Annotated in this window: 22 protein-coding genes, 1 tRNA gene and 1 pseudogene; 16 read left to right on the top strand and 8 right to left on the bottom strand. The window is 61.6% G+C overall.

What is annotated here, in order from left to right; translation table 11 throughout:
• Positions 1 to 146: 146 nt before the first annotated feature.
• A pseudogene (locus GA0061099_RS42045) lies at positions 147 to 581 on the top strand (winged helix-turn-helix transcriptional regulator).
• A gap of 56 nt (positions 582 to 637) precedes the next feature.
• Here GA0061099_RS42045 and GA0061099_RS10080 read toward each other — a convergent pair.
• Both GA0061099_RS10080 and GA0061099_RS10075 read right to left on the bottom strand, forming a co-directional pair.
• Entirely contained in the window at positions 638 to 1,531 is an 894-nt protein-coding gene (locus GA0061099_RS10080; protein ID WP_141697577.1) for a hypothetical protein, read from the bottom strand.
• 3 nt (positions 1,532 to 1,534) lie between these two features.
• Positions 1,535 to 2,065 carry a gamma-glutamylcyclotransferase gene (locus tag GA0061099_RS10075; RefSeq protein WP_036021001.1) on the bottom strand — a complete coding sequence of 177 codons (531 nt, stop codon included), beginning with the start codon at positions 2,063 to 2,065 and terminating at the stop codon, positions 1,535 to 1,537.
• 100 nt (positions 2,066 to 2,165) lie between these two features.
• On the opposite strand from GA0061099_RS10075, the gene GA0061099_RS10070 reads away from it, so the two are divergent.
• Positions 2,166 to 2,918 (top strand): hypothetical protein, encoded by a 753-nt coding sequence (locus GA0061099_RS10070; protein WP_036020998.1) that lies wholly within the window; start codon positions 2,166 to 2,168, stop codon positions 2,916 to 2,918.
• Between the two features lie 159 nt (positions 2,919 to 3,077).
• Here GA0061099_RS10070 and GA0061099_RS10065 read toward each other — a convergent pair whose 3' ends face one another.
• Positions 3,078 to 4,025 (bottom strand): hypothetical protein, encoded by a 948-nt coding sequence (locus GA0061099_RS10065; RefSeq protein ID WP_036020992.1) that lies wholly within the window; start codon positions 4,023 to 4,025, stop codon positions 3,078 to 3,080.
• Between the two features lie 98 nt (positions 4,026 to 4,123).
• On the opposite strand from GA0061099_RS10065, the gene GA0061099_RS10060 reads away from it, so the two are divergent.
• A complete protein-coding gene (locus GA0061099_RS10060; RefSeq protein ID WP_036020990.1) occupies positions 4,124 to 8,533 on the top strand; it encodes a hypothetical protein in 4,410 nt (1,469 codons plus the stop codon).
• A 33-nt stretch (positions 8,534 to 8,566) separates the two neighbouring features.
• On the opposite strand, the gene GA0061099_RS10055 is transcribed toward GA0061099_RS10060, so the two are convergent.
• On the bottom strand, positions 8,567 to 9,343 hold the full coding sequence (locus GA0061099_RS10055; RefSeq protein ID WP_036020988.1) for a cyclase family protein: 777 nt from the start codon (positions 9,341 to 9,343) through the stop codon (positions 8,567 to 8,569).
• A 72-nt stretch (positions 9,344 to 9,415) separates the two neighbouring features.
• A complete protein-coding gene (locus GA0061099_RS10050; RefSeq protein WP_074447727.1) occupies positions 9,416 to 10,405 on the bottom strand; it encodes a fumarylacetoacetate hydrolase family protein in 990 nt (329 codons plus the stop codon).
• Between the two features lie 109 nt (positions 10,406 to 10,514).
• Here GA0061099_RS10050 and GA0061099_RS10045 point away from each other — a divergent pair, with 109 nt between their 5' ends.
• From GA0061099_RS10045 to GA0061099_RS10025, 5 genes are read left to right on the top strand one after another with little or no spacing between them, the layout of a single operon-like run.
• A complete protein-coding gene (locus GA0061099_RS10045) occupies positions 10,515 to 11,435 on the top strand; it encodes an ABC transporter substrate-binding protein (RefSeq protein WP_036020986.1) in 921 nt (306 codons plus the stop codon).
• A gap of 12 nt (positions 11,436 to 11,447) precedes the next feature.
• Entirely contained in the window at positions 11,448 to 12,152 is a 705-nt protein-coding gene (locus GA0061099_RS10040) for a GntR family transcriptional regulator (RefSeq protein WP_036020984.1), read from the top strand.
• Complete coding sequence (locus tag GA0061099_RS10035; RefSeq protein ID WP_036020982.1) at positions 12,149 to 12,955, top strand: ABC transporter ATP-binding protein; 807 nt, start codon at positions 12,149 to 12,151, stop codon at positions 12,953 to 12,955. Before GA0061099_RS10040 ends, GA0061099_RS10035 begins: the two co-directional genes overlap by 4 nt.
• Positions 12,952 to 13,716 (top strand): ABC transporter permease, encoded by a 765-nt coding sequence (locus tag GA0061099_RS10030; RefSeq protein WP_036020979.1) that lies wholly within the window; start codon positions 12,952 to 12,954, stop codon positions 13,714 to 13,716. Before GA0061099_RS10035 ends, GA0061099_RS10030 begins: the two co-directional genes overlap by 4 nt.
• Entirely contained in the window at positions 13,713 to 14,480 is a 768-nt protein-coding gene (locus tag GA0061099_RS10025) for an ABC transporter permease (RefSeq protein ID WP_036020975.1), read from the top strand. Before GA0061099_RS10030 ends, GA0061099_RS10025 begins: the two co-directional genes overlap by 4 nt.
• A 78-nt stretch (positions 14,481 to 14,558) precedes the next feature.
• On the opposite strand, the gene GA0061099_RS10020 is transcribed toward GA0061099_RS10025, so the two are convergent.
• Positions 14,559 to 14,635, bottom strand: a tRNA-Met gene (locus GA0061099_RS10020).
• A gap of 385 nt (positions 14,636 to 15,020) precedes the next feature.
• Between GA0061099_RS10020 and GA0061099_RS10015 the strand changes: the two genes are divergently transcribed.
• Positions 15,021 to 16,613, top strand: coding sequence for a GMC family oxidoreductase (locus GA0061099_RS10015; RefSeq protein WP_074447675.1), 1,593 nt, complete (start codon positions 15,021 to 15,023; stop codon positions 16,611 to 16,613).
• Positions 16,614 to 16,729: 116 nt separating this feature from the next.
• Here the strand turns inward: GA0061099_RS10015 and GA0061099_RS10010 are convergent, their stop codons facing one another.
• The gene (locus GA0061099_RS10010; protein WP_036020969.1) at positions 16,730 to 17,491 is read right to left on the bottom strand and encodes an SDR family oxidoreductase; all 762 of its coding nucleotides are present in this window, start codon (positions 17,489 to 17,491) and stop codon (positions 16,730 to 16,732) included.
• Positions 17,492 to 17,611: 120 nt separating this feature from the next.
• On the opposite strand from GA0061099_RS10010, the gene GA0061099_RS10005 reads away from it, so the two are divergent.
• Together GA0061099_RS10005 and GA0061099_RS10000 are read left to right on the top strand one after the other, a co-directional pair.
• Positions 17,612 to 18,124, top strand: a complete 513-nt coding sequence (locus tag GA0061099_RS10005; RefSeq protein WP_036021099.1) for a CvpA family protein — start codon at positions 17,612 to 17,614, stop codon at positions 18,122 to 18,124.
• A gap of 130 nt (positions 18,125 to 18,254) precedes the next feature.
• Positions 18,255 to 19,037, top strand: a complete 783-nt coding sequence (locus GA0061099_RS10000; RefSeq protein ID WP_036020966.1) for an SDR family oxidoreductase — start codon at positions 18,255 to 18,257, stop codon at positions 19,035 to 19,037.
• Positions 19,038 to 19,197: 160 nt separating this feature from the next.
• On the opposite strand, the gene GA0061099_RS09995 is transcribed toward GA0061099_RS10000, so the two are convergent.
• Positions 19,198 to 19,674: a DUF3775 domain-containing protein gene (locus GA0061099_RS09995; protein WP_035997316.1), complete on the bottom strand. Its 477-nt coding sequence runs from the start codon at positions 19,672 to 19,674 to the stop codon at positions 19,198 to 19,200.
• A 125-nt stretch (positions 19,675 to 19,799) separates the two neighbouring features.
• Here GA0061099_RS09995 and GA0061099_RS09990 point away from each other — a divergent pair, with 125 nt between their 5' ends.
• From GA0061099_RS09990 to GA0061099_RS09970, 5 genes are all read left to right on the top strand, one after another.
• Positions 19,800 to 20,648, top strand: a complete 849-nt coding sequence (locus GA0061099_RS09990) for an MBL fold metallo-hydrolase (RefSeq protein ID WP_036020963.1) — start codon at positions 19,800 to 19,802, stop codon at positions 20,646 to 20,648.
• A gap of 84 nt (positions 20,649 to 20,732) precedes the next feature.
• The gene (locus tag GA0061099_RS09985) at positions 20,733 to 21,575 is read left to right on the top strand and encodes a fumarylacetoacetate hydrolase family protein (protein WP_035997147.1); all 843 of its coding nucleotides are present in this window, start codon (positions 20,733 to 20,735) and stop codon (positions 21,573 to 21,575) included.
• 133 nt (positions 21,576 to 21,708) lie between these two features.
• The gene (locus tag GA0061099_RS09980) at positions 21,709 to 22,320 is read left to right on the top strand and encodes a glutathione S-transferase family protein (protein ID WP_036020960.1); all 612 of its coding nucleotides are present in this window, start codon (positions 21,709 to 21,711) and stop codon (positions 22,318 to 22,320) included.
• Positions 22,321 to 22,335: 15 nt separating this feature from the next.
• Positions 22,336 to 23,202, top strand: coding sequence for an MBL fold metallo-hydrolase (locus GA0061099_RS09975; RefSeq protein ID WP_036020957.1), 867 nt, complete (start codon positions 22,336 to 22,338; stop codon positions 23,200 to 23,202).
• 174 nt (positions 23,203 to 23,376) lie between these two features.
• Positions 23,377 to 24,525, top strand: a complete 1,149-nt coding sequence (locus GA0061099_RS09970; protein WP_036021095.1) for an alpha/beta hydrolase — start codon at positions 23,377 to 23,379, stop codon at positions 24,523 to 24,525.
• Positions 24,526 to 24,586 lie beyond the last annotated feature (61 nt).

Genomic DNA, 24,586 nt, shown 5'->3' with positions numbered 1-24,586 from the left:
CGAATTGGCCGCGATCGTTGCCGCCATTCCGAATGACGCCTCCCGTGATTTGCTTCGTCGGGCAAAACAGGAGCATAGTGGCATCATCGCAGGAGGCCGAGCAGACCGTTGCGCGATCCCTCGGCGTGATCGGCGACTGATGGTCGCTGCTCATCATCCGCGATGCGCTGGCTGAAAGCGGCGCTTCGGTGAGTTTCAGAAAAGCCTTGGGATGGCAAAGAACATTTTGTCGGTCCGGCTGCAGAAGCTCGTCGAGCATCGCATTCTCGCCACCGCCCCGGCTTCGGATGGCACCGCCTACAAGGCGCAGGTCCTCACCCTAAGGGGAAGAAACGTTATCTAGCCTGGCTGCGCTCTGGTAGTGGGGCGAAGGATTTTGCTTAGCACCCGGCGGGCTCACCTATGACGTGGTCGACAGGGAGACGCAGAAGCCGTTTCGCCCGAAGTCAAAGGCGCGAGATGGAAGCGTGCTCGGACCGTGCGATATGCGCGCATTGCCGCGCCGGGCGCCAAAGGCGCAACGCAGCGCTTCATCGAGTCGACAAAGGCATGCCGCGCCTTCTGAGCCATCTAACTTCTGAACCATCAAAAACAAAAATGGCCCGCGTATTGCGGGCCATTTTCGTCTCTAATCCGGTCAGTCCGAATTTGGTGTCGCATCTTTCTTTTTGGCAAGGTCCTGGATCTGCCAGCCATCAGCCTCCAGCTTCTCAAATCCACTTCGCAGCACCTTGAGAACATCATTGGTGGTGTCGCAAATCTCTTGGCAGCGGCGGTCTTTGGTGAGGATTCCATCAAAGTACGTGGCGTACGTTGCGAATATGGCGTCCACCATCTGGCTGCCGATGTTTTCCGCCGAGGCGCCCTTTGCACCTCCCTCTTTGATGCAACGAAGGGCGACGACATAGCCCGCCACCGCAAAGCGAAAAAGGAAGGCATTTGGAAGAGTTTTAAAATCCGGAAGTTTCTTGAAGTAGTGGTGTGTGGCAACCAGTCCAACTAGGAGGCCGAAGATATGGTCCGTTATCTTTCTGAGAAGCTCAGGAGTTATCGGCTCGCCTTTACGTAGAATCTTTAGCTCCGCCTCAGTGTAGTCCTGGGCATGCTCAGCTAGGTTCGCTGTGAACGTTTCCTGGTTCTTCACAGTTTTCTCAAGGTCAAACGCGGCGGCTTCACACTTACCTTTCAACTGCTTCTGCAGAAGTTGATCGCCATTCTTTGCACCCTCCACCTTGTCACAGAACGTTTTGAAGAACGCCGTCTGCTTCTTATCGACCAACCGCCGCTGCAGCCCTCGACTTCGGCGGCGTGAACGGAGCCCAGCTACAGAGTACGTCGGCTGTAATATTTTGATCTGCTTCGGGCGTTCGGCGCAGACCGCAAGTTGATCTGAAATTCCTTGTGCATCACCGATCTTCAACATTTCCAATATTGCAAAGTCGGGTAGAACTGCCATGTTTGCTGGATCGGATAAGTATTCCTTCAGGTGGTCCGATTTGAGGCTGTTCGTATCGATCACCATCCGCTTCAAGTGCTACCCCTGTTTATCGGCCAATAAGGCTTCCCAAAGCTCGGTAACGGCTGCGTCTTCAAGGCCCGCCGCTCGCAGTCCCTCAAAATTCCTTTTCACGTAGTCGATGGCGCTTCCACTCGTGCCGCTCGCCTTGACGACAAGCGCAGCTAGCTCGGCGACGCTTTTCGACCGGTCAAACAAGTTGCGCCCGTTGTAGATATAGGTCAGGGCCTGAACGGCCCGTCCATCAGCCAATTCCACACGAAGTGACGTCGGCGTACACGCCTCTCGTTTACGCAAATATGATAGAAGAGCCATTGAGGTCCGTTCGTCGCCCGAAAATTCGAAGGCAACGCCTTCACATCTCTCACCTGATGCCCGCTTCAGATTCAGCGTCACGCCCGGGTTTTTTTCAGTACCCCAATTCACGACCGATTTCTTGTTAAACGCTCGCCGATACCCGTGAAGGGTTGCCCGTTGGAGGCTCAGACATCCGAACTCTGATTGCCAGCCGTCAAACGTGAGCGAGCCAAAGCCGAATATCCAGATCACACTCGAAATCCTCTCCTTTTATTTACAGGCTGAACGATGCCGCTGTGGATCTAACGGAGCGCCACTTGGATTTGCTGACAACCTGACGTAATTTAAACCCATGGAAAATCAACTTATTGTTGTTATTGATTACGAAAGTCCGCCGCGGGCCGAAGACATTGGCGCGCTCTTTTCAGCCCTCGCGAAGGACTACAAGACGGTCTCAAGGGGCCGGGTACTTGTCGTCGCCAACATCGAACACGGATCGATCGTCGCCACGCTCGTGGATTGGGCATTTCAGGCCCTCCCCTACGTCAAGGCATCGGTCGAGACGGCAAAAGGAGCCAAAGCCCTCGCAGACTTCGCCAAACTGCTGAAAGATAGTATCACAGCTGTGAAGTCGCCCAACCACGCAAAATCATTACCGCCTAGCGCAGGTAAACGGTCTGTTCATCGCACGATGAGAGCGATGGCCAAAACCGCCTCGGAAAACCATTGTGATATCCGCATCAAACATACCGAACCCGACGGAGAAACTTTGGAAGTTGAAATCACAGCCCGCCAGGCCGTTGAAATTCAACAGGTGCTTGATCCGCCGAGAGCCATTCAGGAGCACGCGACTCCGCAATTGCCGACCGTTCGCGAAGCAATTGGACGTCTTTACGGCCCTGGCGCTCAGGCTTACTCGGAATCAGAAGCCCAAACGATCGCAGACTCGCTCTTTGATGTACTAGAAAACGCGGGGCTCATGGAGATCGTTCCTCAACTTATCACGGGCCTTCGCCTGAAAGGATCGCATACTCTGGCCGAGGCTCTGGAAATTAAGCTGAATGAGCGAAGAGGAAAACTCGGGCCTCCATTGACGACCAGGTGACGGTTAATCGAGCGGCTCTATGCCGACTTCTCGGCATTGGCGATGCCAGATGACGGGACGCATACCGCTCATCTCTTCAAAGGACGTAATTCGCGAGAAAGATTGATAGCGAGGATGACGCAAACGAGATCGCTGGACCACGGCCCCGCAGAAATGTCCCTAAACGGGAAGGATACGTTCAAGCCCTTCAAAAATGTATCCGTCGTTGGTCTTTCGGTAAGGAACAAAAGCTATGCCGTTTTTCTTCATGACGCGTGCGAGACCCTCGCCATAGCCCGAGACTCCGGCTTTCGCGCTGACAATGACCGTCCGGTCGGCCTTGGCATGCTCGTTGTAGACGAGCACTTGTCCGCACGCGAGCATCAGGTCATGCGAAAGGGCCGAAGGCTTCACTTCGAAAAGAACTGACCTTGCATTCTTCTTAACCAGAAGGTCGGGTGTGACAACATCGCATGGGCATTTCTTATAACCGAGAGCTTCAAGCTGTTTCCAGAGCGCGATAGTGAGAGGATTGTGCTGCGCGATGAAGACCGCGCTTGATCGCTCGCCGCCGGCAGCGGGCCCGGCATCCATGCCGGTCCCCCTGCCTTTCGTGCCGCCACGGCCTCCGCCCGCACCAAGATCGACGTTGAGGCGGCTGAAGTGATATTCCAGAATGCGATCGAAGAAGTGATCATCATCGACATAGGCGATCCGGTAGTAAAGACGGCCATTGATCTGGATCATCGGCTCGTCGCGATGCGGCCGTGCGCGCCCGTCTCGCGCGTAAACGCGGCCGTCATGGTAGAGCGCGATTCCCTCGGGATCGCGTGCGAGGATCGCGGCTGTTCTGCCGATCCCCGATCTTGCGCTGTAGGTCGCGAAGCCAAGGACGTTCCTGTTGCCGTGCGATCCGTCGAGCGGAGGCCCCCACAAATTGACCCCCATCCATTTGAATTCGATCCAGAAATCGAGACCAAATCCGGCAAGGTCCTCTGCTCCTTTGTAGCCGCGCAGAAAGTATTTGTTGTCGGGTTCATGGCCCGTGAATTGCTTCTTCATGCGAGCGTGCAGCCGCTCGAATACTTCGATTTGCGCCTTCTTCGACTTGATGATGGCCGGTCGCATACTGCCCCTAGGATTGGCAAACGAGGTATCTTATCGCCGAATCAATTATCGTGACAGTCCAGTGCGGTCACCGTAATCCCTGGAAATCCGAATCGAAGATGGCGCCCTACGTGGAATTGGATCGTCAATTCGTTGATTACGACGAAGACGATGAAGCGGAAAATGAAAGCACATCTTTCGTCGACCTCTATTCGAGCAAGTCGTGGGATCAGATCCTCCAAGCTCGCTGCACGGTCGTCATGGCTGAGGCTGGCACCGGCAAATCAGAGGAGTTTCGGCAGCAGGCGCGCCGTCTCATCGCGGAAGGAAAACCTGCCTTCTACGCAGCGCTCGATCTACTGGCCAAACTTCCGTCACTACAATCCGCGCTGAACATCGGAACGGCAGAAGACCTCTTGACGTGGCAACGCGGAGAAGAACACGCCTACTTCTTCCTGGACGCCGTGGACGAGGCAAAGCTGGCAGATCCTCGCGACTTTACCATCGCGATCACGCAGTTTGCGGACGCGGTAGGCCCTAACAACACGCGGTATTCCCTCGTCGTCTCAACGCGTCCGCACGCTTGGCAGGCTAACGCAGATCGCGCAATGCTCGCCGAACGTCTCGGCTTGCAATCGGTCACCGACGTCGCGGAGGAAGCGAAGGACCCGGCGAGAACGACTGACGGTGGTGAAGAAGACGGGGTAAGTGACGACGACGGGTTAGATGGGTCGGCGACATCGGGAACGGAGAAGAGTCCGCCGGTCAACGTCGTTCGCCTGGCAGGGCTGAGCACTGAACAAGTCTCGAAGTTTGCAGCGGCCAACGGCGTTGATAGACCCGAAGCATTTATCGCTGCCGTTGAGCATGCGAATGCTGAGGTTTTCGCAACGCGCCCGGCCGATCTCCCTGGGCTTATTGCGCTTTGGAAGCGCGATGGAAGAATAGGTAACTATAGCGATGTCGTTAGATACAACGTCGAGATCAAGCTATCCGAGCTGAACCCCGCTTATAAGGGACGCGGCATTGCCTTAGAGCACGCTGTTCTAGGGGCCCAAGCCCTGGCCGCCGCCGCAACCTTGTCGGAACGAACTTCGTTCCTTCTTCCTGATGAGGGCACGGCAGAACGGGTTCGTTCCAACTCGATCGACCCCGGGACTGTGCTGCAGGGCTGGAAAGCAGAAGAGATCAATGCTCTTCTGTCCACGGCCCTGTTCGATGAATCGTTGTACGGCACCGTACGTTTCCATCATCCCACGGCCCGAGAATACCTTTGCGCCTGCTGGCTCGCCCGGCTGCTGGACAGGCGAAAGAACAGGCGGAAAGTCGAAGCCCTGCTCTTCGCTCGTCCGTACGGGACAGAGCACACTGTGGTCCGGCCCGCCATCAAACCCATTGCCGCATGGCTCGCGCTCACAGATCAGGATATTCGCGACCAGGTCCTCAATGCCGATCCTAAAGTCCTGCTGGAGAACGGCGACGCGTCCGCCTTGGATATCGGAACACGCGGCACCTTGCTTAAGGTATTCGCGGAACGGTACCAGGACCGCAATCATACCCCGATCAGAATTGACACGCGGGAGGTGCGTCGCTTCGCCGACCAACGACTTTCCAGTTCGATACGCGCTCTATTTGACCGATATCGCGAACACCTCGACGTAAGACAACTTCTGCTCAGAATCGTGCGCGAAGCGGCCATTCCAGGATTTCAATCCATCGCTTTCGACTATTTCAAGGAGCGGACGGCAGATTCTTGGACGAAAGCACTGTCGGTCCAGGTGATAGCGGCCACGGGCTCCGTTGCAGATAAGCGGAAATTGGCGCGCCTGATCCTGCGAGACCCTGCTGGCATTGCCCGCGACCTAGTGGGTCACGCGCTGGAATTCCTGGTGCCAGAGTACATCAGTTATGTGGATCTCGTGGACCTTCTACGAAAGCTGCCCGCCAACGCCGCCTACGATTCGGATCTGGTCAATCATGAACTCGAGACGATCCTCGCGAACATTCCCCATCAGCAGGAGAAGCTCGATATCCTTGAGGGCTTGAACGCGTTGCTGACTACACCGCCTCTACACGACGACGAATTCACTCGTATTTCTACCAGATATGATTGGCTCCTCCCCTCAGCAGGCGCACTAGCGTTTGACATCATAGGCGGCGGGGACGGATATTTCTCAAACCCAGCACTCCTGTCGGTCCTGAGCATGTGCCTGGAGGCGGGCCACATCTCCCGGTACACCGACAATGTCGAAGAGAAGGCCTCAAAAATCGTCGGGGAGACGCCAAAGCTGAAGCATGAGTTGTTCTGGCATGAAGTACGGCGCATGCGTCGGCGAGGCCAAGGCCCGGTCATCGAGTGGAGGCAGGTGTCTCCTTTTCAGTTGCTCGGCGTACTTAATTTGCGAGACTTCGAATTCTTCACGGCGGTTATCCGCGACTGTCGAAGTCTTGATGACAAACGGACGGCGGTTTCGGCCGCATTTGCGGCTTGGCATCACTCGGGCCGTCCGGAAGAGAAGCTTGAAGAGCTGAAAGCGGCGGTGGCCAGCAGCGAATCGTTATCCTCTGAGTTGGAACTATTGATTTCGCCGTCGCTACCGGACGAAGCCACGCGCCGGAGTATGGCACAGCTCGCCGCGAGGCGCCAAAGGAGCGATCAGGAAAGAGAGCGGCGCTCACGCGACAGGCAGGAGTGGATCGAAAGATTGAAGGGAAATCCGTCCCAGGTAGGAGATCTCTCCATCGCCCATGAAGGGAAGGTTTGGAACAATACTCGATGGCTATTTGATGAAGCCAGGAAGGCCGAAAAGAAGAATACGGCTTGGACAATGACTAAGTGGCAGGGCCTCATACCCGAATTCGGGGAGGAGGTCGCCGTGAAATTCCGCGATTTCTGTAGGGGGTTTTGGCGGCAATATAGGCCGCCAATCCGGTCATCGTATAAGGGGGCTGCACACTCGACGCCGTGGAATGTAATTATAGGCCTAAGTGGAATTGCCATGGAGGCCGACGGTTCAGCCGGTTGGGTAGAATCGCTATCGGGCGGGGAAGCGGAAGTGGCGGCCCGCTATGGTACGTGGGAACTCAACAGCTTCCCGCGGTGGTTCGAGGATCTTCGAAACGCCTATCCTGCAACCGTCGACAGGTTACTCTTGGATGAGGCGAAATGGGAGTTGACCACTCCCGCCGAGAGTTCGCGAGGTTACATCTTGTCGCGACTGCGGCGTAACGGTCAGCTCGGTGGCGAACTGAGCGGCAAAATCGCGACACTTGTGCGAGATCATCCGCATGGCACGCAGTATGCCGTCCGTGAGGCCATAACGATTGTCATGGCGGATGAGCGCCGCCCCCCAGATTCCTTCCTAGAGATCACGCGAGTTCGAGCGTCGATTGATTCTCCGCTGCGGGCCCTCTGGATCGCGGCATTGCTCGCCCTGGATGGGTCTTCTGGGCTTAAGTCGCTCAGGATCTGGGTTAAGGGAGGGTCAGACGATAGCGAGCGTGCGGCGCGGGCCAACGCCGTACTGCATGAGCTTTTCGATGAAGATCGGCGGGGCATTGCCTCTGCGCACAAGGACTTCGTGACGGTGCCAATCCTACACGAGATGCTGGGCTATCTGCATCTGGCACAGTTGATCGAGACGGAGGACGAAGATGAAGAAGGCGAAGCCCACTACCGCTCGCTGAGCTATCGTCAGCGACACGGTCGAGACCTCCTTTTGGAGTTGCTGTTCAACCTGCCGGGGCGTGAGACCTACGATGCCCTGATTGCCTTGGCGGACAACATCAAGGAGCGCCGCGACTACTTCCTTGTCTTGGCGGAACGTCGCGCAGAGCAGGATTCCGACGCAGGTCCATGGGCCCCCTCCGACGTCCATGCGTTCGCCGCCGATGTTGAACGCGCGCCGAGAACTGAAGATGATCTGTTCCGCATCGCTCTCTCGCGCCTCGATGATCTCAAGCATGAGTATGAGGAAGGAGATGAAAGCGAGGCCTCACTGCTGCGGAAGGTGTCCAACGAGGTGGAGCTTCGAAAGGTTATAGCGAACCGCCTCAAGCTTGCTGCACGATCGAGCTATACGACCGGCTCAGAAGAAGAGCTGGCAGACGGGAAGCGCACGGATATTCGCCTTCACCACCCGGCAGTCGAGCGCCGTATTCCGATCGAGATCAAAATCGCGGGTCAATGGCAAGCGCACGAGCTGAACGAACGCCTGAAGAATCAGCTGATAGGCCAATACATGCGCGAGGCGCGGCACGGGATATTTCTCCTGGTGAACCGTGGGGGTACAAACGACTGCAAGCGCTGGCGTGTGAACAATCGTCTGGTTGGACTCCAGGAGCTTGAATCGTGGCTGCGCGGCCAAGCCAAAGCCTACCAGCGGACCAATGGTCGCGTCTCCGGCCTGGAGATCGTATCGTTTGATCTGCTCAAACTTGGCTCATCAAAGCTTTCCCTCAAACCAGCGAAGAAGGCGGGCAAGCCGAAGAAGTCGGCCAAACGTAGTGCGAGAAGGCAACCTAGGTAGTCAGGTGGCCCTCCCAACGCAGGCCTCAACAAGCTACCCCTCCAAAATCGCGACCGCTCTTGTCCATCCCGCCGAGGCTCGCTCGATCTTCACGGGGAAGCATGACACCTTGAAGCCGGTTGGCGGCAGCAGTTCGAGATTGTGCAGCTTCTCGAGATGGCAATAGCCGATATGGCGTCCGGCCTTGTGGCCTTCCCAGATCAGGCTGGCGTCTTTCGTCTCGGCATATTTCTTCGCGGTGTGAACGAACGGCGCGTCCCAGCTCCAGCCATCGGTGCCGGTCAGGCGCACGCCGCGCTCGAGCAGGTACATGGTTGCTTCGTAGCCCATGCCGCAGCCCGAGGTGACGTAGTCCTGCTGGCCATATTTGGCGCCGGCGCTGGTGTTGACCACGACGATCTCGAGCGGCCTCAGCTCGTGGCCGATGCGCTTGAGCTCGGCCTCGACGTCTTTGGCCGTCGCGACATAGCCGTCCGGCAAGTGCCGGAAGTCGAGCTTCACGCCGGGCTGGAAGCACCATTCCAACGGCACCTCGTCGATGGTCCAGGACCGCTCGCCGCGATTCATGGTCGGGTGAAAATGCCAGGGCGCATCGAGATGCGTGCCGTTGTGGGTGGAGAGGCTGACCTGCTCCACCGCCCAGCCCTGGCCATCAGGCAGATCCTCGGCCTTCAGTCCATCGAAGAACTGCAGCATGCGCGGCAGGCCCTGCTGATGATTGATGTACTGGATCGTCGGATGATTGCCAGGCGGGTCGGCCGGCACGTCGTTCTGGAGGGGGACGGAGATGTCGATCAGCTTGCTCGTCATGGCGCTTCCTCGTTGATTGTTCTCGTTGGCGGCAGTCAGGCGTCGCTTCAAGCGCGCCTTCAGACGCCCCCTTCAGGTTTCTTGCCGCTCGACGCGATTCTTCAAAATGCCGATCTTCTCGACCTCGAGCTCGATCGTATCGCCATGCTCGAGAAACCAGCCGAGCTCGAGGCCGCAGCCATTGCCGACCGTGCCGGAGCCGATGAATTCACCGGGCATCAGCGTCTCGTCCTGGGAGACGTGCGCGATGATCTCCTCGAACGAAAACAGCATGCCCTCGGAGATGCCCTTGGAGCGGGTCTCGCCGTTGACGCGCGCTTCCATCTTCAGCTTGTAGGGATCACCGATCTCGTCCGGCGTCACGATCCAGGGCCCCATCACGTTGCCGCCGTCAAAACTCTTGCCCTTGGCAGGGCCGAGCCGCCCCTCCATCTCGATGCGCTGGGCGTCGCGCGCGGAGAAATCGTTGAAGATGGTGTAGCCGAAGATGTGATCCCCAGCCCTCGCAGGCGTGATGTTCGCGCCCTTGTTCTTGGTGATGATGCCGAATTCGAGCTCGTAGTCCATCACCTTGCTGTAGCGCGGCCATTTCACCGTGGTGTTGGTGCCGCGGACGCTGAAGCGGTTGGTGATGTAGTAGATCGGCTGCTTGCGATAGACCTCGGGCAATTCGCCGAGCGGCTCGGCGTCGATGCGCGCCAATTCCGCCATGTCGCCCTTGGCACGCGCGGCGAGCTTTTGCTGCCCGCGCGGCGCCTGCAGGATGTGCAGGGGGAACGACATGCCGTCGCGCATTTGCCTCGGCTCCGGCACCGGCGCGAGGATGTCGACGGTGGTGACCGCCGCCGACAGCGTCGCGTCCTTTCCGTGCTTGTCGAGCAGCACCCGGGCCCGATCGAGCGCGCGGGGCCCGGCGTCGATCAGCGCCAGCATCGAGCCGAAGGCCGGATCGGCTCCGCCGTCCCGTGCGGCCGCGGCGGCGAGGTCAAGCACCTGGCTGTCATTGCTATGGACGGCTCCGATCTTCTCCTGGCCGGCCGATCTGAACGTTGCGAGCTTCACCTTGGGCACCCCTTGTCATCGTTTCAAATATATGATCAGATAAAATATCGATGAACAAGACTGAAAAATACAAAACGGGGAGAGCGCAGTGAGGCGAACGAGCAGAACGATGTTGGCGGGCCTCGTGCTCGGGATGTCTGCTGGCCTGACGGCACCTGCGCTGGGCCAAGCCAAGATCCAGATTGGCTGCACCGCGACCTCCGACTGCGCCTCGGCCATGGTCGCGGTCGACGAAGGCATCTTCAAAAAGCACGGGCTGCAAGTCGAGATGACGCCGATCGCGATCAACTCCAACATCCCGGCGGCGATCCTGTCGAACTCGATTCAGGTCGGCGGCCCCACCTCCACCGTCTTCCTCCAGGCCGTCGACGGCGGCCTCGACCTCGTCGCGATCGCCGGCGCCTCGGTCATGAATCCGACCTCGAACACCGCCATCGCCGCCTTCGTCCGCAACGGCATCACCATCAAGGATCCCAAGGATTTCATCGGCAAGAAGGTCGGCGCGCCCGGCCTGAACGCCTTTCTCCATGTGCTGTTCGTGAAATGGCTGGTCGAAAAAGGCGTCGATCCCCGAAGCGTCAATTTCGTCGAAGTCACCTTCCCGACCATGGCCGACATCATCAAATCAGGCGGCGTCGATGCGGTGCTCACGGCCGAACCGTTCGTCACGCGCATGAGCAATGCGGGGCTCGGCTCGGTTGGCGCGCGGTACGGCGCCGAGCTCGGCCGCACCGATCCGATCATCTTCTATGCCGCATCGCGCGACTGGGCGGAGAAGAATGTGGCCACCGTGAAGAAGTTTCGCGAGGCCGTCGCGGAGGCCGCCGCGATCGTCAACAGCGACCGCGAGAAGGCCTCGGCCTCGATCGCCAGGTTCACCAAGCAGCCGCTCGATCTCGTCAAGGCAACGCCGCCGAACCAGTCCGAGCCGAACCTCAAGCCGCAAAACCTCAGCTGGTGGATCGAGGTGATGTCGTCGCAGAAGATGCTGCAATCGAAGCTCGACACCGCGAAACTGGTGCTGAACTAAGGGATATCGACGATGCCAGCTCCCGAGCGCACTCTCGAACGCCTGCCGACGGAAGCCGGCACCTTGAGCGAGCGTGCCGCAAACCTCATCGAGCAGGACATCCTGGCGGGAGATCTCGCACCGGGATCGCGGCTGGGCATCCTCGACCTCGTGCAACGTTACGATATCGGCGCCACGCCCCTGCGCGAAGGCCTTTCGCGGTTGATGTCGCGCGGCCTCATCGTCGGCATCGGCCAGCGCGGCTTCCGCGTCGCCGAGGTCAGTCGCGAAGATCTCGCCGACATCACCTGCATGCGGACGGCGGTCGAGATCGAGGCGGTCAGGCTCGCCATCCTCCATGGCGATGCTGCCTGGGAGGCCGGCATCATCAGCGCGCTGCACCAGATGCGCCGACACATCGAACGCACCGGCAACGAATTCCGCGAGGGCGCGGCGGAGTTCGACCGGCTGCACAAGGGCTTCCACACCGCGCTGCTCGCCGCCTGCGGCTCGCGGCGCATGCTGGCCGCCCACTCCGACCTCTACGACCAGGCCTACCGCTACCGCCGCGTGATGATGGGCGCCATCGACAGCGGCGAGAGATTCATCCGCAGTCACCAGATGCTCGCCGACCTCGTGCTCGCCCGCGACGTGGCCGCCGCGCAAAAAATGCTGGCGGCGCATCTGCACTCGACCATCGATTTCGTCTATCCGCAGGCGGGCGGGGAGCAATCATGAGCGTCGTTGCAAGGCTCATTGAGGCGCGCGCCGCGCGGCGGCAGAAACCGCTGATCGCGTTCAATGCCGCGACGCTGCGGCTCGGCGGCAAGACCATCATCGAGAATCTCGATCTTCAGGTGCGGCCGGGCGAATTCCTCTGCATCGTCGGCGCCTCCGGCTGCGGCAAGACCACGGCGCTGCGGCTCGCCGCAGGTCTCTATCGCCCCACCAGCGGCGCGGTGACGTTTGAGGGCGAAGAGATCACCGAGCCGCGGCGCGAGGTCGCGATCGTGTTCCAGGATTACGGCAAGGCGCTGTTGCCGTGGCGGACCGCGGCCGGAAACATCTCGCTGGCGCTGGAAGCCTCGCGCGTGCCGGCGCGCGAACGCGGCGCGCGCATCGAGGCGCTGCTGCGGAAGGTCGGACTGCCCGGCCATGCTGACAAATATCCGACGGAAATGTCCGGGGGCATGCAGCAACGCCTGCAGATCGCGCGCTGCCTTGCGCAGGAGCCGACCACGCTCTTGATGGACGAGCCGTTCGGTGCGCTGGATGCAATGACGCGGCAGGGTCTGCAGGACGAGGTCCTGTCGCTGACGCAGGCGAGCGAGACCACCGTGATCTTCGTCACCCACGATCTCGACGAGGCGATCTATCTCGGCGACCGCGTCATCGGCCTCTTGCCGCATCCGGGCCGGATCGGGATCGAGCTCGACGTCGACCTGCCGCGTCCGCGCGACCAGCTTGCCACCCGCGAGCATCCGGAATTCCTGCGGCTGCGCCGACAATTGTTCGACTTCATCAAGGCGACCGAACATTGAGCCTCGACCGCGCGAAGCCCTTGCTGCTGCCGCTGGCGCTGATGCTGGCCTTTGAGCTCTGGGCGCGCCTCACCCATCTGCAAAGCGACAGCCTGGCCCCGCCGAGCGCAATCCTCGCAGCGCTGGCCACCGCGCTCGCCGATCTCTCGATCCCGGTCGCGACCCGCGACACGCTGTTCGCCGCCTTTGCGGGTCTGGCCATCGGCAGCGCCATCGGGCTTGCGCTCGGCATCGCCTTCGGCATTTCGCGTCCTCTCGATCGGCTAATGGAGGTGACGGTCGAGGCGATCCGCCCGATTCCCTCAATTGCGCTGCTGCCGATTGCGTTGATCGCGCTCGGCTTTGGCTATCGCATGGAGATCGTGATCGTGGCGTTCGCCTGCGTCTGGCCGATGCTGATCATGACGCGCAGCGCAGTGCGCAGCATCGAGCCGCGATTGATGGAAGTGTCGCGGGCCTTGCGGCTGAGCGCGCCGCAACGGATCGCGAAGATCGTGATCCCGGCCGCACTGCCGCGGATCTTTGTCGCCTTCCGCCTGTCGGCCGGGATCGCCCTGATCGTCGCGGTCACCGTCGAGATCGCCATCAACCCGATCGGCTTGGGTGCCGGCATCATGCTGGCACAGCAGGCCCTGCGCGCCGACCTGATGCTCGCCTATCTCGTCTGGATCGGCGCGATCGGCTACGCGCTGAACATGCTGTTGATCGCCGCCCAGCGCCGTCTGTTCGGCCGCGCCGCGCTCGCCGGAGACAATCCATGAAGCGCACCGCGATCCTCTGGCGTTTGGCAAGCGCCCTCGTCGCAGCCGGCTTCATCGCGGCGTGGCAACTCGTCGCCAATCTGAAGCTAGTGTCGCCGGTGTTCCTGCCCGGTCCGGACCGCGCCTGGGCCGCTTTGGTGCGCGGCTTTTCCAGCGGCGATCTCGCGGGCAAGCTCATCGGCACGCTGGAGCACATGGCCTATGGCTGGTTCGCCGCCTCGATCGCCGGCATTGCGCTTGGCGCGCTGATCGGTTCGTCCCGGATGATGCGCGCCTATGTCGCGCCGTCGCTGGAATTTTTGCGGCCCCTGCCGGTCTCGGCGATCATCCCGGTCGCGATCGCGATGCTCGGGCTGACGCAAGGCATGGCGCTGTTCGTGATCGCCTTCGGCGCGATCTGGCCGATCATGCTCGCCACCATTCACGGCTTTGCCGCCGTCGAGCCGCGGCTCTATGAGGTCGCCCGCTCGCTGCAGATGTCGCGCACCGCAATCATCGCCAAGATCGCCCTGCCCTCGGCATTGCCGGATATCCTCGCGGGCATGCGGCTCAGCCTGACCGTCGCGCTGATCCTCTCGGTGGTCTGCGAGATCCTGGCCGGCCTCGACGGCCTTGGTCACTGGGTGCTGCTCTCGGCACGCGCGTTCCGGTCCGCCGACCTCTTCGCCGGCGTCATCCTGCTCGGCGCGACCGGATATTTGACGTCGATTGCGATGTCACTGGTCGAGCAGCGGCTACTCGCCTGGCAGACCGCGGCGAGGTAGCGCGGCGATCCCATCGCCAAACAAAAACGGCCCGCATCAAGCGGGCTGTTGTCGTCTCGGATCCGGTCAATCCGAATTTGGTTGCGGGGATAGGATTTGAACCTATGACCTTCAGGTTATGAGCCTGACGAGCTACCGGGCTGCTCCACCCCGCGTTAAACCTTTGCGCGCCTTCGGTTAAATCCTGGGGACGGTCGGTTGAGGCCGGCGCTGGTCGCGCTGGCTTTCCACTTCCGTCCCAAAGGCTTCCTTGGAAGGCGACCCCTGGGCAACGCCCGTCGGGTGCGGGGGGTATGTATCAAGGCGGGCTGCCTTTGGAAAGGGCTGCGGGAACGTTTTTTTCGACTTTGTGACAGGGGAATGGACGAGTTTCCGCGCCGTTCCGCGCGCTCTTGCCAGAAGTTCCACAAACGGCCAGCCTGCGGCAACAAGATTAAGGCCGAAAACGCCGGGGTGCCGTTCCGGGAGGCGAAGCGAACCTCGAGATTCCGGGTTCGCGCTTCGCGCGCCCCAGAATGACGGTAAACGGGGGAAATAACATTGACCGACACATTCGATTTCGTCGTCGTGGGCGCGGGCTCGGGCGGCTGCACCATTGCGGGGCGGCTGTCGGAGGATCCAGGGACATCCGTCGCGCTGCTCGATGCGGGGGGACGGAACGACACCTGGCGGATCACGACGCCATTCGGGCTCGCGTTGCCCTATGCCGCGGCCAATTGGGCCTTCGATACGGTGCCGCAGAAGGGCTTGAACGGCCGCATCGGCTATCAGCCGCGCGGCAAGGGCCTCGGTGGGTCCTCGGCGATCAACGCCATGGTCTATATCCGCGGCCACAAATGGGATTACGACCATTGGGCCGCGCTCGGCAATTCCGGCTGGTCGTATGCGGACGTGCTGCCCTACTTCAAGCGCTCGGAAGACAACGCCGATTTCGACGGCGAGTATCACGGCAAGGGCGGACCGCTGCATGTCAACCGGCTGCGCTCGGACAATCCGATCCATGACGTCTTCCATCAGGCCGCACGCGAGGCGCAGTTCCGCATCCGCGAGGACTTCAATGCCGATGACCATGAAGGACTCGGCAGCTATCAGGTGACCCAGCGGGGCGGCGAGCGCTGGAGCGCGGCGCGCGCTTATGTGGCTCCTCATCTGGGCAAGCGCGCCAATCTGCGGGTCGAGACCGGGGCGCAGGCAACGAAGATCCTGTTCGAATCGGGGCGCGCGGTCGGCATCGAATATGTGCAGGGCAAGCAGACAAAGCAGCTGCGCGCCCGCCGCGAGGTGATCCTCGCCGCCGGCGCCTTCCAGTCGCCGCAGCTGTTGATGTTGTCGGGCGTCGGCGACGGCGACGCGCTTGCCGCGCACGGCATCGGCGTCGTGCATCACCTGCCGGGCGTCGGGCGCAATCTGCAGGACCATCCGGATTTCGTGTTCGTCTATGCCTCCGATTATCCGCACTTCGTTCACGCCTCGATCAGTCGGCTGCCATCCCTGCTGCGCGGCATCCAGCGATATCGCCGCGAACGGCGCGGCGTGATGACGACGAATTTCGCCGAGTGCGGCGGCTTTCTGAAAACCCGGCCTGATCTCGACGTGCCTGATATCCAGCTCCACTTCGTCATCGCGATGCTCGACGACCACGGCCGCAAGAAGCACAAGGAGGCGGGCTTCTCCTGCCATTTCTGTCTGCTCAGACCGAAGAGCCGCGGCAGCATTTGGCTGAAGAGCGCCGACCCCCTCGCAGCGCCCTTGATCGACCCGAACTTTCTGGGCGAGGCGGAGGATCTCGAGGCGATGGTCGCCGGCTTCAAGACGACGCGGCGACTGATGGAGACGCCTGCGATGCGGGCGCTGCAGAAGAAGGACATGTTCACATCCGACGTGAAGACGGACGAGGACATCCGCGCCATTCTGCGCGCGCGTGTCGACACCGTCTATCACCCCGTCGGCACCTGTAAGATGGGCACCGACGCGATGGCCGTGGTCGATCCGGCGTTGAAGGTGCATGGCATCGGAGGATTGCGCGTCGTCGACGCCTCGATCATGCCGACGATGGTCGGCGGCAACACCAATGCGCCGACCATCATGATCGGGGAGAAGGCGGCGGATATGATCCGTGGAGAGATGCGCTAAGTCGTTTTCCGTCATTGCGAGCGCAGCGAAGCAATCCAGAGTCTTTCCGCGGTGGGATTCTGGATTGCTTCGCTACGCTCGCAATGACGACGCGGATAGAGGGGTCGTATCCGCGCTCAGCTCAGCAAAAACCCGCCGTCCACGGTCACCACGCTGCCCGTCATGTAGCGCGAGGCATTCGACGCCAGCAGCAGGATAGCGCCGTCGAGATCGGATTCGGCGCCTACGCGGCGTTGCGGGATGCGCTTGGCGAGGCGCTCGCCTGCCGGCGTCGACCAGAAGGCGTGGTTCATCTCGGTATCGATATAGCCGGGCGCAAGCGCGTTGATGCGGATGTTCTGGCCAGCGAGCTCGAGCGCCATCGCTTTCGTCGCCTGGATGATGCCGGCCTTGGAGATCGCGTAAGGCGAGAGCGCCTTCAAGACGCCGGTGCCGAGCACGGAGGCGATATTGACGATGTTGCCCGGCTGCTTGCGCGCGATCATGCGCCGCGCCACTTCGGTTGCGAGGAAATAGGCGCCTTTGAGATTGGCACCGATCACGGCGTCCCAATCCGCCTCGGTCTGCTCGGTCGCGAGCTTCTCGATGGCGATGCCGGCATTGTTGATCAGCACGGTGACGGGGCCCAGCGCGGCCTCAGCGGCATCGACCGCCTTGGCGATCGAGGCAGTGTCGGTGACGTCGAGCGCGACCGCAGCGGCGCGACCACCCTTGCCGCGGATCTCCTCTTCCAGGCCCTTCAATTTGTCGGTCTGCCGCGCAGCGAGCGCCACGGCCGCACCATGCGCCGCCAGCACCCGGGCAAATTGCCGGCCGAGCCCCTGGCTCGCACCCGTGACGAGGATGGTTTCTTTACTGACGTCGAATAGGTCTGACATGACGCGTTCCTTGCGCGGTTCCCTTAAGCTTGAGGCCACCAATACAGACGATTTTAGCGATCTGAAACCGGAATGATCGGCTCGGCGTTCATTCGTTCCGTCGAGGCAGGGCTTTCGCGCATGAACAGTTTCGATCTCGCCGTCTATGCCGCGCTGGCAGTCGCGGTCGGCTTGGGGTTCAGGACCGGGCTGCTACGCAGCGCCATGACCATCCTCGCCTATCTGCTCGCCGCCCCGATCGCGGTGGCGCTGATGCCGCTGATCGCACCGCAGATCGCCGGCAATCCGAACTCGCCGCTGCTGCAGAACTGGATCTGGTTCTTCGCCATCTTCGTGGTCGTCGGCATGCTGTTCGGCCATATCGGCCGCATCGCGCTGAACGACACGATCGGCGAGGCCGGCCTCGGCGACCGGCTCGGCGGCGCGGCGCTCGGCGCCGTCAGGGTCGGCCTCGTCGCCACCACCTTGGTGCTGGTGTTCGATCAGATCGTGCCGACGAACCGCCAGCCGCCCTTCCTCGCCGGCTCGCATCTGCGGCCGCTGTTCTCGACCGCGGGCCAGATGGGCTTCAAGTCCCTGCCGCCGGAGGCTGCCGCCGCGATCGACCGCCTCAAGCAGGAGCGGCGGATCTGATCTGGCGCATTTGCATCGCTAGCCGCGAGGCGCATGCATTTTGGTGCGGGCCGATCCCTTATCAGCGGCATCACAGTTGGCTAATGTAGCCGCCGTCCAAAACCTGCCTGACATTTACGGGAGTGAAACAGTGGATCTTGGGATCAAAGGTCGCCGCGCCATCGTCTGTGCATCCAGCAAGGGCCTCGGGCGCGCCTGCGCCTTCTCGCTGGCGGAGGCCGGCGTTGACGTCACGCTGACCGCGCGCGGCGCTGATGCGCTGAAGAAGACCGCCGACGAGATCCGCAAGGTCTATCCCGACGTGACGGTCACCGAGATCGTCGGCGACATCACGACGCCGGCGGGCCGGGAGGCGGTGCTGAAGGCCTGCCCCGAGCCCGACATCCTGATCAACAATGCCGGCGGCCCGCCGCCCGGCGATTTCCGCAACTGGACCCGCGACGACTGGATCAAGGCGATCGACGCCAACATGCTGACCCCGATCGAGCTGATCAAGGCGACCGTGGACGGCATGATGGCGCGCAAGTTCGGCCGCATCGTCAACATCACTTCGGCCGCGGTGAAGGCGCCGATCGACATTCTCGGCCTCTCCAATGGCGCGCGCGCCGGCCTCACCGGCTTCATCGCCGGCCTGTCGCGCAAGACGGTGATCAACAACGTCACCATCAACGGCTTGCTGCCGGGCCCGTTCGAGACCGATCGCCTGACCAGCACCGCGAAGGGCGAAGCCGACAAGCGCGGTGTCACACCGCAGCAGATCCTGGCCGAGCGCGCCAAGCTCAACCCGGCGGGGCGCTTCGGTCAGCCCGACGAATTCGGCTATGCCTGCGCCTTCCTGTGCGGCGCCAAGGCCGGCTTCATCACCGGACAGAACATTCTGCTGGATGGTGGCGCGTTCCCGGGGACGCTGTAGTCGCGTTTGCAGATGTACTCCCTCGCCCCGTTCTTACGGGGGAGAGGGTTGGGGTGAGGGGCTCTCTCCGCAAGCACGGTGACAGTCGGACTCGCGGAGACTCCCCCTCACCCGGCGCTTCGCGCCCACCTCTCCCCGCAAGCGGGGCGAGGTAAAATCATCACCGCTGCTTGGTCGGCTCGTCCTCATCCTGCTGGCTCGGAGCGGAGGAATCGGCGGTGGTGCGCTCATCGGTCCAGTCGATGCCGAATTCGTCGAGCCCGTTCGCGAGCAGATCGCCCAGCATGGGCTCGCCGAGCAGATAGTGCACCGTTTCGCGGCGTGGGCTGCCATATTCACGGCGCGCCTCCGACGCGCGGGCGCGCAGATCGTCCCAGTCATCGATCGTGCCATCGCCGCGTCCGAGCCAGGTCAGCGCGACGAGATCGAGCTGCTCGTCCTCGTTCAAGGCGATCATGAAGCTTCCGAGCTCCTGGACGACAGGATCGGAGCCATCGTCGTCGAGGACGTCCATCATATCGTCGTCGGCCGCGTTCGAGCCGGAGTCCGGATCAGAAGCCCCCTCCTTGACGTCGAATTCGCGCGCCTTCTCGATGATAAAGGCGACCTTTTCCGCGGAAATCGCAAGCTCTGGCATGGCGTCCTCTTCGGCTAGCATCCAGTTCCCCGCGATAACGCCACATCACCTCAGATGATCCATTGCGCCCGATGGCAGAAAACGTGCATGTTCCAGCGCAAGAGCAAGAAAATGGGAGGCGGCGGATGCAGTGGAAGGTCGGCAAGGTCAGGATCACGAAATTCGTCGAAATGGAGACGGTCGGCTCGACCCGCTTCATCCTGCCGGCAGCCACCCATGACGAGATCCAGAAGCTGCCCTGGCTGATCCCGCATTTCGCCACCGACGAAGGCCGGCTGAAAATGTCGATCCACTCGCTGGTGGTGGAGACGCCGACGCGCCGGATCGTGGTGGACACCGGCCTCGGCAACGACAAGCAAGGCCGCGGCGTCCCCACCTGGAACAACCGCAGCACGCCGTTCTTGGAGACCATGACCGCGGCGGGGTTTCCGCCTGACAGCATCGACACCGTGCTGTGCACGCATCTTCACGTCGACCATGTCGGCTGGAATACGCGGCTGGTTGACGGCCGATGGGTGCCGACGTTCCCGAAGGCGCGCTATGTTTTCGGCAGGACCGAATATGATCATTGGCGTGATTACACGGCCGAGCCGGACAAGGTCGCGGTGTTCAACGACTCCGTGAAGCCAGTGGTCGATGCCGGCCAGGCCGATCTGGTTCCGAGTGACCATCGGCTTTGCGAGGAGATCGAAATGATCCCAACTCCCGGTCACAGCCCGGGGCACATGAGCGTCCTGATCGAGTCCGACGGCGAGCAGGCGCTTCTGACCGGCGACGTTGCCCATCATCCCTGCCAGATGGCCCATCTCGACTGGTGCTCGACTGTGGATACTGATCCCGCGCGTTCGGCGGCAAGCCGGCATGCGGTGTTCTCGCGCTTTGCCGACACACCCACACTGGTGATCGGCGGTCATTATTCCGCCGGACATATCAAGCGAGACGGCGACGCATTCAGGTTCGTGGCGCTGGGGTGATGCCCGTTTTGGGCGGTTGAATTTCCAGCCGCCCTGTTCCATGAAGCAGTTAACCGATCGGTCCATTCCCAGGGAGAAACGAGAATGAAGCTTGTTCGTTATGGCGAGAAGGGTGCGGAAAAGCCCGGCCTGATCGACAGATCCGGCCAGTTGCGCGACCTGTCGGCGCATCTGAAGGACCTCACCGGCGAGGCCTATTCGCCTGAATCCCTGAAGAAGCTGGCCGCGCTCGATCCCGCCTCGCTGCCCGCCGTCTCCGGCAAGCCCCGGTTCGGCGCCCCCGTCACCGGTATCTCGAAATTCGTCGCGATCGGCCTCAACTATTCCGACCATGCCAAGGAGACCGGCGCCGAGATTCCGAGCGAGCCGATCATCTTCATGAAGGCCAATACCTCGCTGTCGGGCCCGAATGATCCCGTCGAGAAGCCGCGCGGCTCGACCAAGCTCGACTGGGAGGTCGAGATCGCCGCCATCATCGGCACCCGAGCCAAATACGTCTCGGAAGCCGACGCGCTGAACCACGTCGCCGGCTATTGCGTCTGCAACGACGTCTCCGAGCGCGCCTTCCAGATCGAGCGCCTGGGCCAGTGGACCAAGGGCAAGTCGCACGACACGTTCGGCCCGCTCGGGCCGTGGCTCGCCACCAAGGACGAGATCAAGGACGTGCAGAACCTGTCGATGTGGCTCGACGTCAACGGCCAGCGCCGACAGACCGGCTCGACCAAGACCATGATCTTCTCAATGGCGAAGTGCATCTCCTACGTCTCGCAGTTCATGACGCTCCTGCCCGGCGACGTCATCACCACGGGCACGCCGCCCGGCGTCGGCCTCGGCATGAAGCCGCCGACCTTCCTCAATGTCGGCGACGTCGTCACGCTCGGCATCGAAGGCCTCGGCGAGCAGCGCCAGGAGATCGTGGCGGCGTAAGCCTCCGCCCTCTCGCCGTCATTGCGAGCGAAGCGAAGCAATCCAGAATCCCTCCGCGGCAACACTCTGGATTGCTTCGTCGCTTCGCTCCTCGCAATGACGAAACAAAACGTTCATTTGTGGGATACTCTCCATGAAGCTCACCTTCTCCCCCGCCTCGCCCTTTGCCCGCAAGGTGCGCATCGCTGCGATCGAGCTCGGGCTGATCGACAAGATCGAGCTCGTGCCCGCGAGCGTCACGCCGGGCACCGCCAACGAGGATTATTCGAAGATCACGCCGCTGAAGAAGCTGCCGGTGCTGATCACCAATGACGGCGACGTGATCCTGGATTCCTATGTCATCGTCGAATATCTCAACGAGATCGCCGGCGGCAGCCTGATCCCGGATTACGGCCCGCGGCGCTGGAAAGCCAAGACCAATCACTCGCTGATCAACGGCATGCTCGATTCAATGCTGCTGTGCCGTTACGAGAAGATGGTCCGGCCGCAGGGCCTGCAATGGCAGGCCTGGTCGGACGACCACTGGAACAGGGCCTGGACCGGCATGGCGCGCTTCGAGAACATGCCTGACGTGCTGAACGGCCCGTTCGACATCTCGCAGATCGGCCTCGTTTGCGTGCTCGGCTATGCCGACTTCCGCTTCGCCGATTGCGGCTGGCGTAAGGCCTTTCCGAAGCTCGACGCATTCCACCAGAAGATGCTGGAGCGGCCCTCCGTCAAGATCTCGGTGCCGCCAGCGGCATAAGTCTCGGGAGTCCTCATGAGCCTCAGATTCTCGGTCGGCGATCTCACCATCCATCGCATCATCGAGCAGGAGACCTCGTTCGTCCCGGCGCTGGAGATGCTGCCGGGGCTGACGGCCGAGGTGCTGGCCGAGAACCGGGCTTGGATGCGCGAGGCGAAGGCACTGGACGATGAGGACGTGCTGCTGCTGTGCTTCCAGTCCTACGTGGTGAAGACGCCGCACCACACCATCCTGGTCGACAGCTGCATCGGCAACGACAAGCCGCGGCCGCGGCCGAAATGGAACATGAAGACCGACGACACCTATTTGCGCGGCCTCGGCGCCGCGGGGTTTTCGGTCGACGACATCGACTTCGTGATGTGCACGCATCTGCATGTCGATCACGTCGGCTGGAATACGCGGCTTGAGAACGGCCGCTGGGTGCCGACCTTCCCCAAGGCGCGCTATTTGTTCGCCAAGCAGGAATTCGATCACTGGTCCGCGCAGAACGAGAAGACGGAGATCCCGCCCTTCGTCGACAGCGTGTTGCCGGTGGTCGAGGCCAACAGGCACGAGCTCGTCGGCAACGACCACGAGATCGGCGACCACGTCCGCATCCTGCCGACACCTGGCCATACGCCGGGCCATATCGCCATCACGATGGGCCGCGGCAAGGACGATGCGGTGTTCTCGGGCGATCTCATGCACTCACCGCTGCAGACGCTCTATCCGGAGCTGTCGATCAAGTTCGACGTCGATCCGGCCGAAGCCGCGAAAACGCGCCGCAGCTTCCTGGAACGCTATTGCGACACCGACACGCTGTGCTGCACCGCGCATTTCCCCTCGCCGTCGGTCGGGAAGATCAGGAGCAAGGGCAACGCGTTCGAATGTGTGGCGGTTTAGTCTGGCTGTCGTAGGGTGGGTTAGCTCTGCGGCTGCGCGAAGCGCAGACGCCGAGCGTAACCCACCACTTCTGCCTCCGCGGAGAATAAAGAGGTGGGTTACGCCGCGCGGCTTGCGCTTCGCGCAATCCCCGGGGCTAACCCACCCTACGATACTGCCCGTGTGGAGAATACCATGACCGCACTCCCCGACATTCCCCTGCCCGCCGGCATCCGCTCGCGCACCGTCGAGGGCATCAACGGCTTGCGGATGCATGTGCTGGAGGCCGGTTTCGAGACCAAGGGACGGCCCTGCATCCTGCTGCTGCACGGCTTTCCCGAGCTCGCCTTCTCCTGGCGCAAGGTGATGCCGACGCTGGGCGCGGCCGGCTACCACGTGATCGCACCGGACCAGCGCGGCTACGGACGCACCACGGGCTGGAGCGCGGACTACGACGGCCCTCTCGCGCCGTTCTCGCTTCTCAATCTCGTGCGCGATGCGCTCGCCCTGGTGTCGGCGTTCGGCTACAGGCAGGTCGATGTGGTCGGACATGATTTTGGCAGCCCGGTCGCAGCCTGGTGCGCCTTGATCCGGCCCGACGTGTTTCGTTCGGTGACGATGATGAGCGCGCCATTCGGCGGACCGCCGGCGCTGCCGTTCGGCACGGTCGACAAACCGGCAAAGCCCGCGGTGGAGGACCCGGTGCATCGCGAGCTCGCCGCGCTGCCGCGGCCACGCAAGCACTATCAATGGTATTATTCGACACGCGAAGCCAATGCCGACATGCAGCATGCACCGCAAGGCGTGCATGATTTCCTGCGCGCCTATTATCATCACAAGAGCGCGGACTGGACCGACAACAAGCCTTATCCGCTACAGGCATGGTCGGCACAGGAGCTGGCGAAGCTGCCAACCTATTACGTGATGGACTTGCACGAGACCATGGCCGAGACGGTCGCGAAGGAAATGCCCTCGCCGGCCGCGATTGCCGCCAATCAATGGCTGCCGGACCACGAGCTCGCCTATTACAGCACCGAATACAGCCGCACCGGATTTCAGGGCGGGCTGCAATGGTACCGCTACGGCACGTCGGGCATGCTCAACAACGAGATGCAATTGTTTGCCGGCCGCAGCATCGACGTGCCCTCCTGCTTCATTTCGGGCAAGCAGGATTGGGGCACCTATCAACGGCCCGGCGTATTCGAGACGATGCAGCGCAGCGCGTGCACGAAGATGCTCGGTTGCCATCTCGTCGACGGCGCCGGCCATTGGGTCCAGCAGGAGCAGCCGGCCGCGGTGAGCAGGTTGTTGCTCGACTTCCTCGCCAAGGCGGGCGCGGCCTGATTTGACCGGGAACCACAATCTCCATCAAACAGCCGTTGCGAGATTCGGCCAGACTGCGCAT

This window comes from Bradyrhizobium yuanmingense, from assembly GCF_900094575.1.
Lineage (GTDB): Bacteria > Pseudomonadota > Alphaproteobacteria > Rhizobiales > Xanthobacteraceae > Bradyrhizobium > Bradyrhizobium yuanmingense.
This window is presented reverse-complemented; position numbering and strand designations above follow the sequence as displayed.

What these genes read in the sequence shown, in the direction of transcription:
- GA0061099_RS10070 (WP_036020998.1), top strand. Translation starts at nt 2,166, where the DNA reads ATGGAAAATCAACTTATTGTTGTTATTGATTACGAAAGTCCGCCGCGG.
- GA0061099_RS10060 (WP_036020990.1), top strand. Translation starts at nt 4,124, where the DNA reads ATGGCGCCCTACGTGGAATTGGATCGTCAATTCGTTGATTACGACGAA.
- GA0061099_RS09975 (WP_036020957.1), top strand. Translation starts at nt 22,336, where the DNA reads ATGAGCCTCAGATTCTCGGTCGGCGATCTCACCATCCATCGCATCATC.
- GA0061099_RS10040 (WP_036020984.1), top strand. Translation starts at nt 11,448, where the DNA reads ATGCCAGCTCCCGAGCGCACTCTCGAACGCCTGCCGACGGAAGCCGGC.
- GA0061099_RS10010 (WP_036020969.1), bottom strand. Translation starts at nt 17,491, where the DNA reads ATGTCAGACCTATTCGACGTCAGTAAAGAAACCATCCTCGTCACGGGT.
- GA0061099_RS09990 (WP_036020963.1), top strand. Translation starts at nt 19,800, where the DNA reads ATGCAGTGGAAGGTCGGCAAGGTCAGGATCACGAAATTCGTCGAAATG.
- GA0061099_RS09970 (WP_036021095.1), top strand. Translation starts at nt 23,377, where the DNA reads ATGACCGCACTCCCCGACATTCCCCTGCCCGCCGGCATCCGCTCGCGC.
- GA0061099_RS10045 (WP_036020986.1), top strand. Translation starts at nt 10,515, where the DNA reads ATGTTGGCGGGCCTCGTGCTCGGGATGTCTGCTGGCCTGACGGCACCT.
- GA0061099_RS10055 (WP_036020988.1), bottom strand. Translation starts at nt 9,343, where the DNA reads ATGACGAGCAAGCTGATCGACATCTCCGTCCCCCTCCAGAACGACGTG.
- GA0061099_RS10025 (WP_036020975.1), top strand. Translation starts at nt 13,713, where the DNA reads ATGAAGCGCACCGCGATCCTCTGGCGTTTGGCAAGCGCCCTCGTCGCA.
- GA0061099_RS10035 (WP_036020982.1), top strand. Translation starts at nt 12,149, where the DNA reads ATGAGCGTCGTTGCAAGGCTCATTGAGGCGCGCGCCGCGCGGCGGCAG.
- GA0061099_RS09995 (WP_035997316.1), bottom strand. Translation starts at nt 19,674, where the DNA reads ATGCCAGAGCTTGCGATTTCCGCGGAAAAGGTCGCCTTTATCATCGAG.
- GA0061099_RS09980 (WP_036020960.1), top strand. Translation starts at nt 21,709, where the DNA reads ATGAAGCTCACCTTCTCCCCCGCCTCGCCCTTTGCCCGCAAGGTGCGC.
- GA0061099_RS10065 (WP_036020992.1), bottom strand. Translation starts at nt 4,025, where the DNA reads ATGCGACCGGCCATCATCAAGTCGAAGAAGGCGCAAATCGAAGTATTC.
- GA0061099_RS09985 (WP_035997147.1), top strand. Translation starts at nt 20,733, where the DNA reads ATGAAGCTTGTTCGTTATGGCGAGAAGGGTGCGGAAAAGCCCGGCCTG.
- GA0061099_RS10005 (WP_036021099.1), top strand. Translation starts at nt 17,612, where the DNA reads ATGAACAGTTTCGATCTCGCCGTCTATGCCGCGCTGGCAGTCGCGGTC.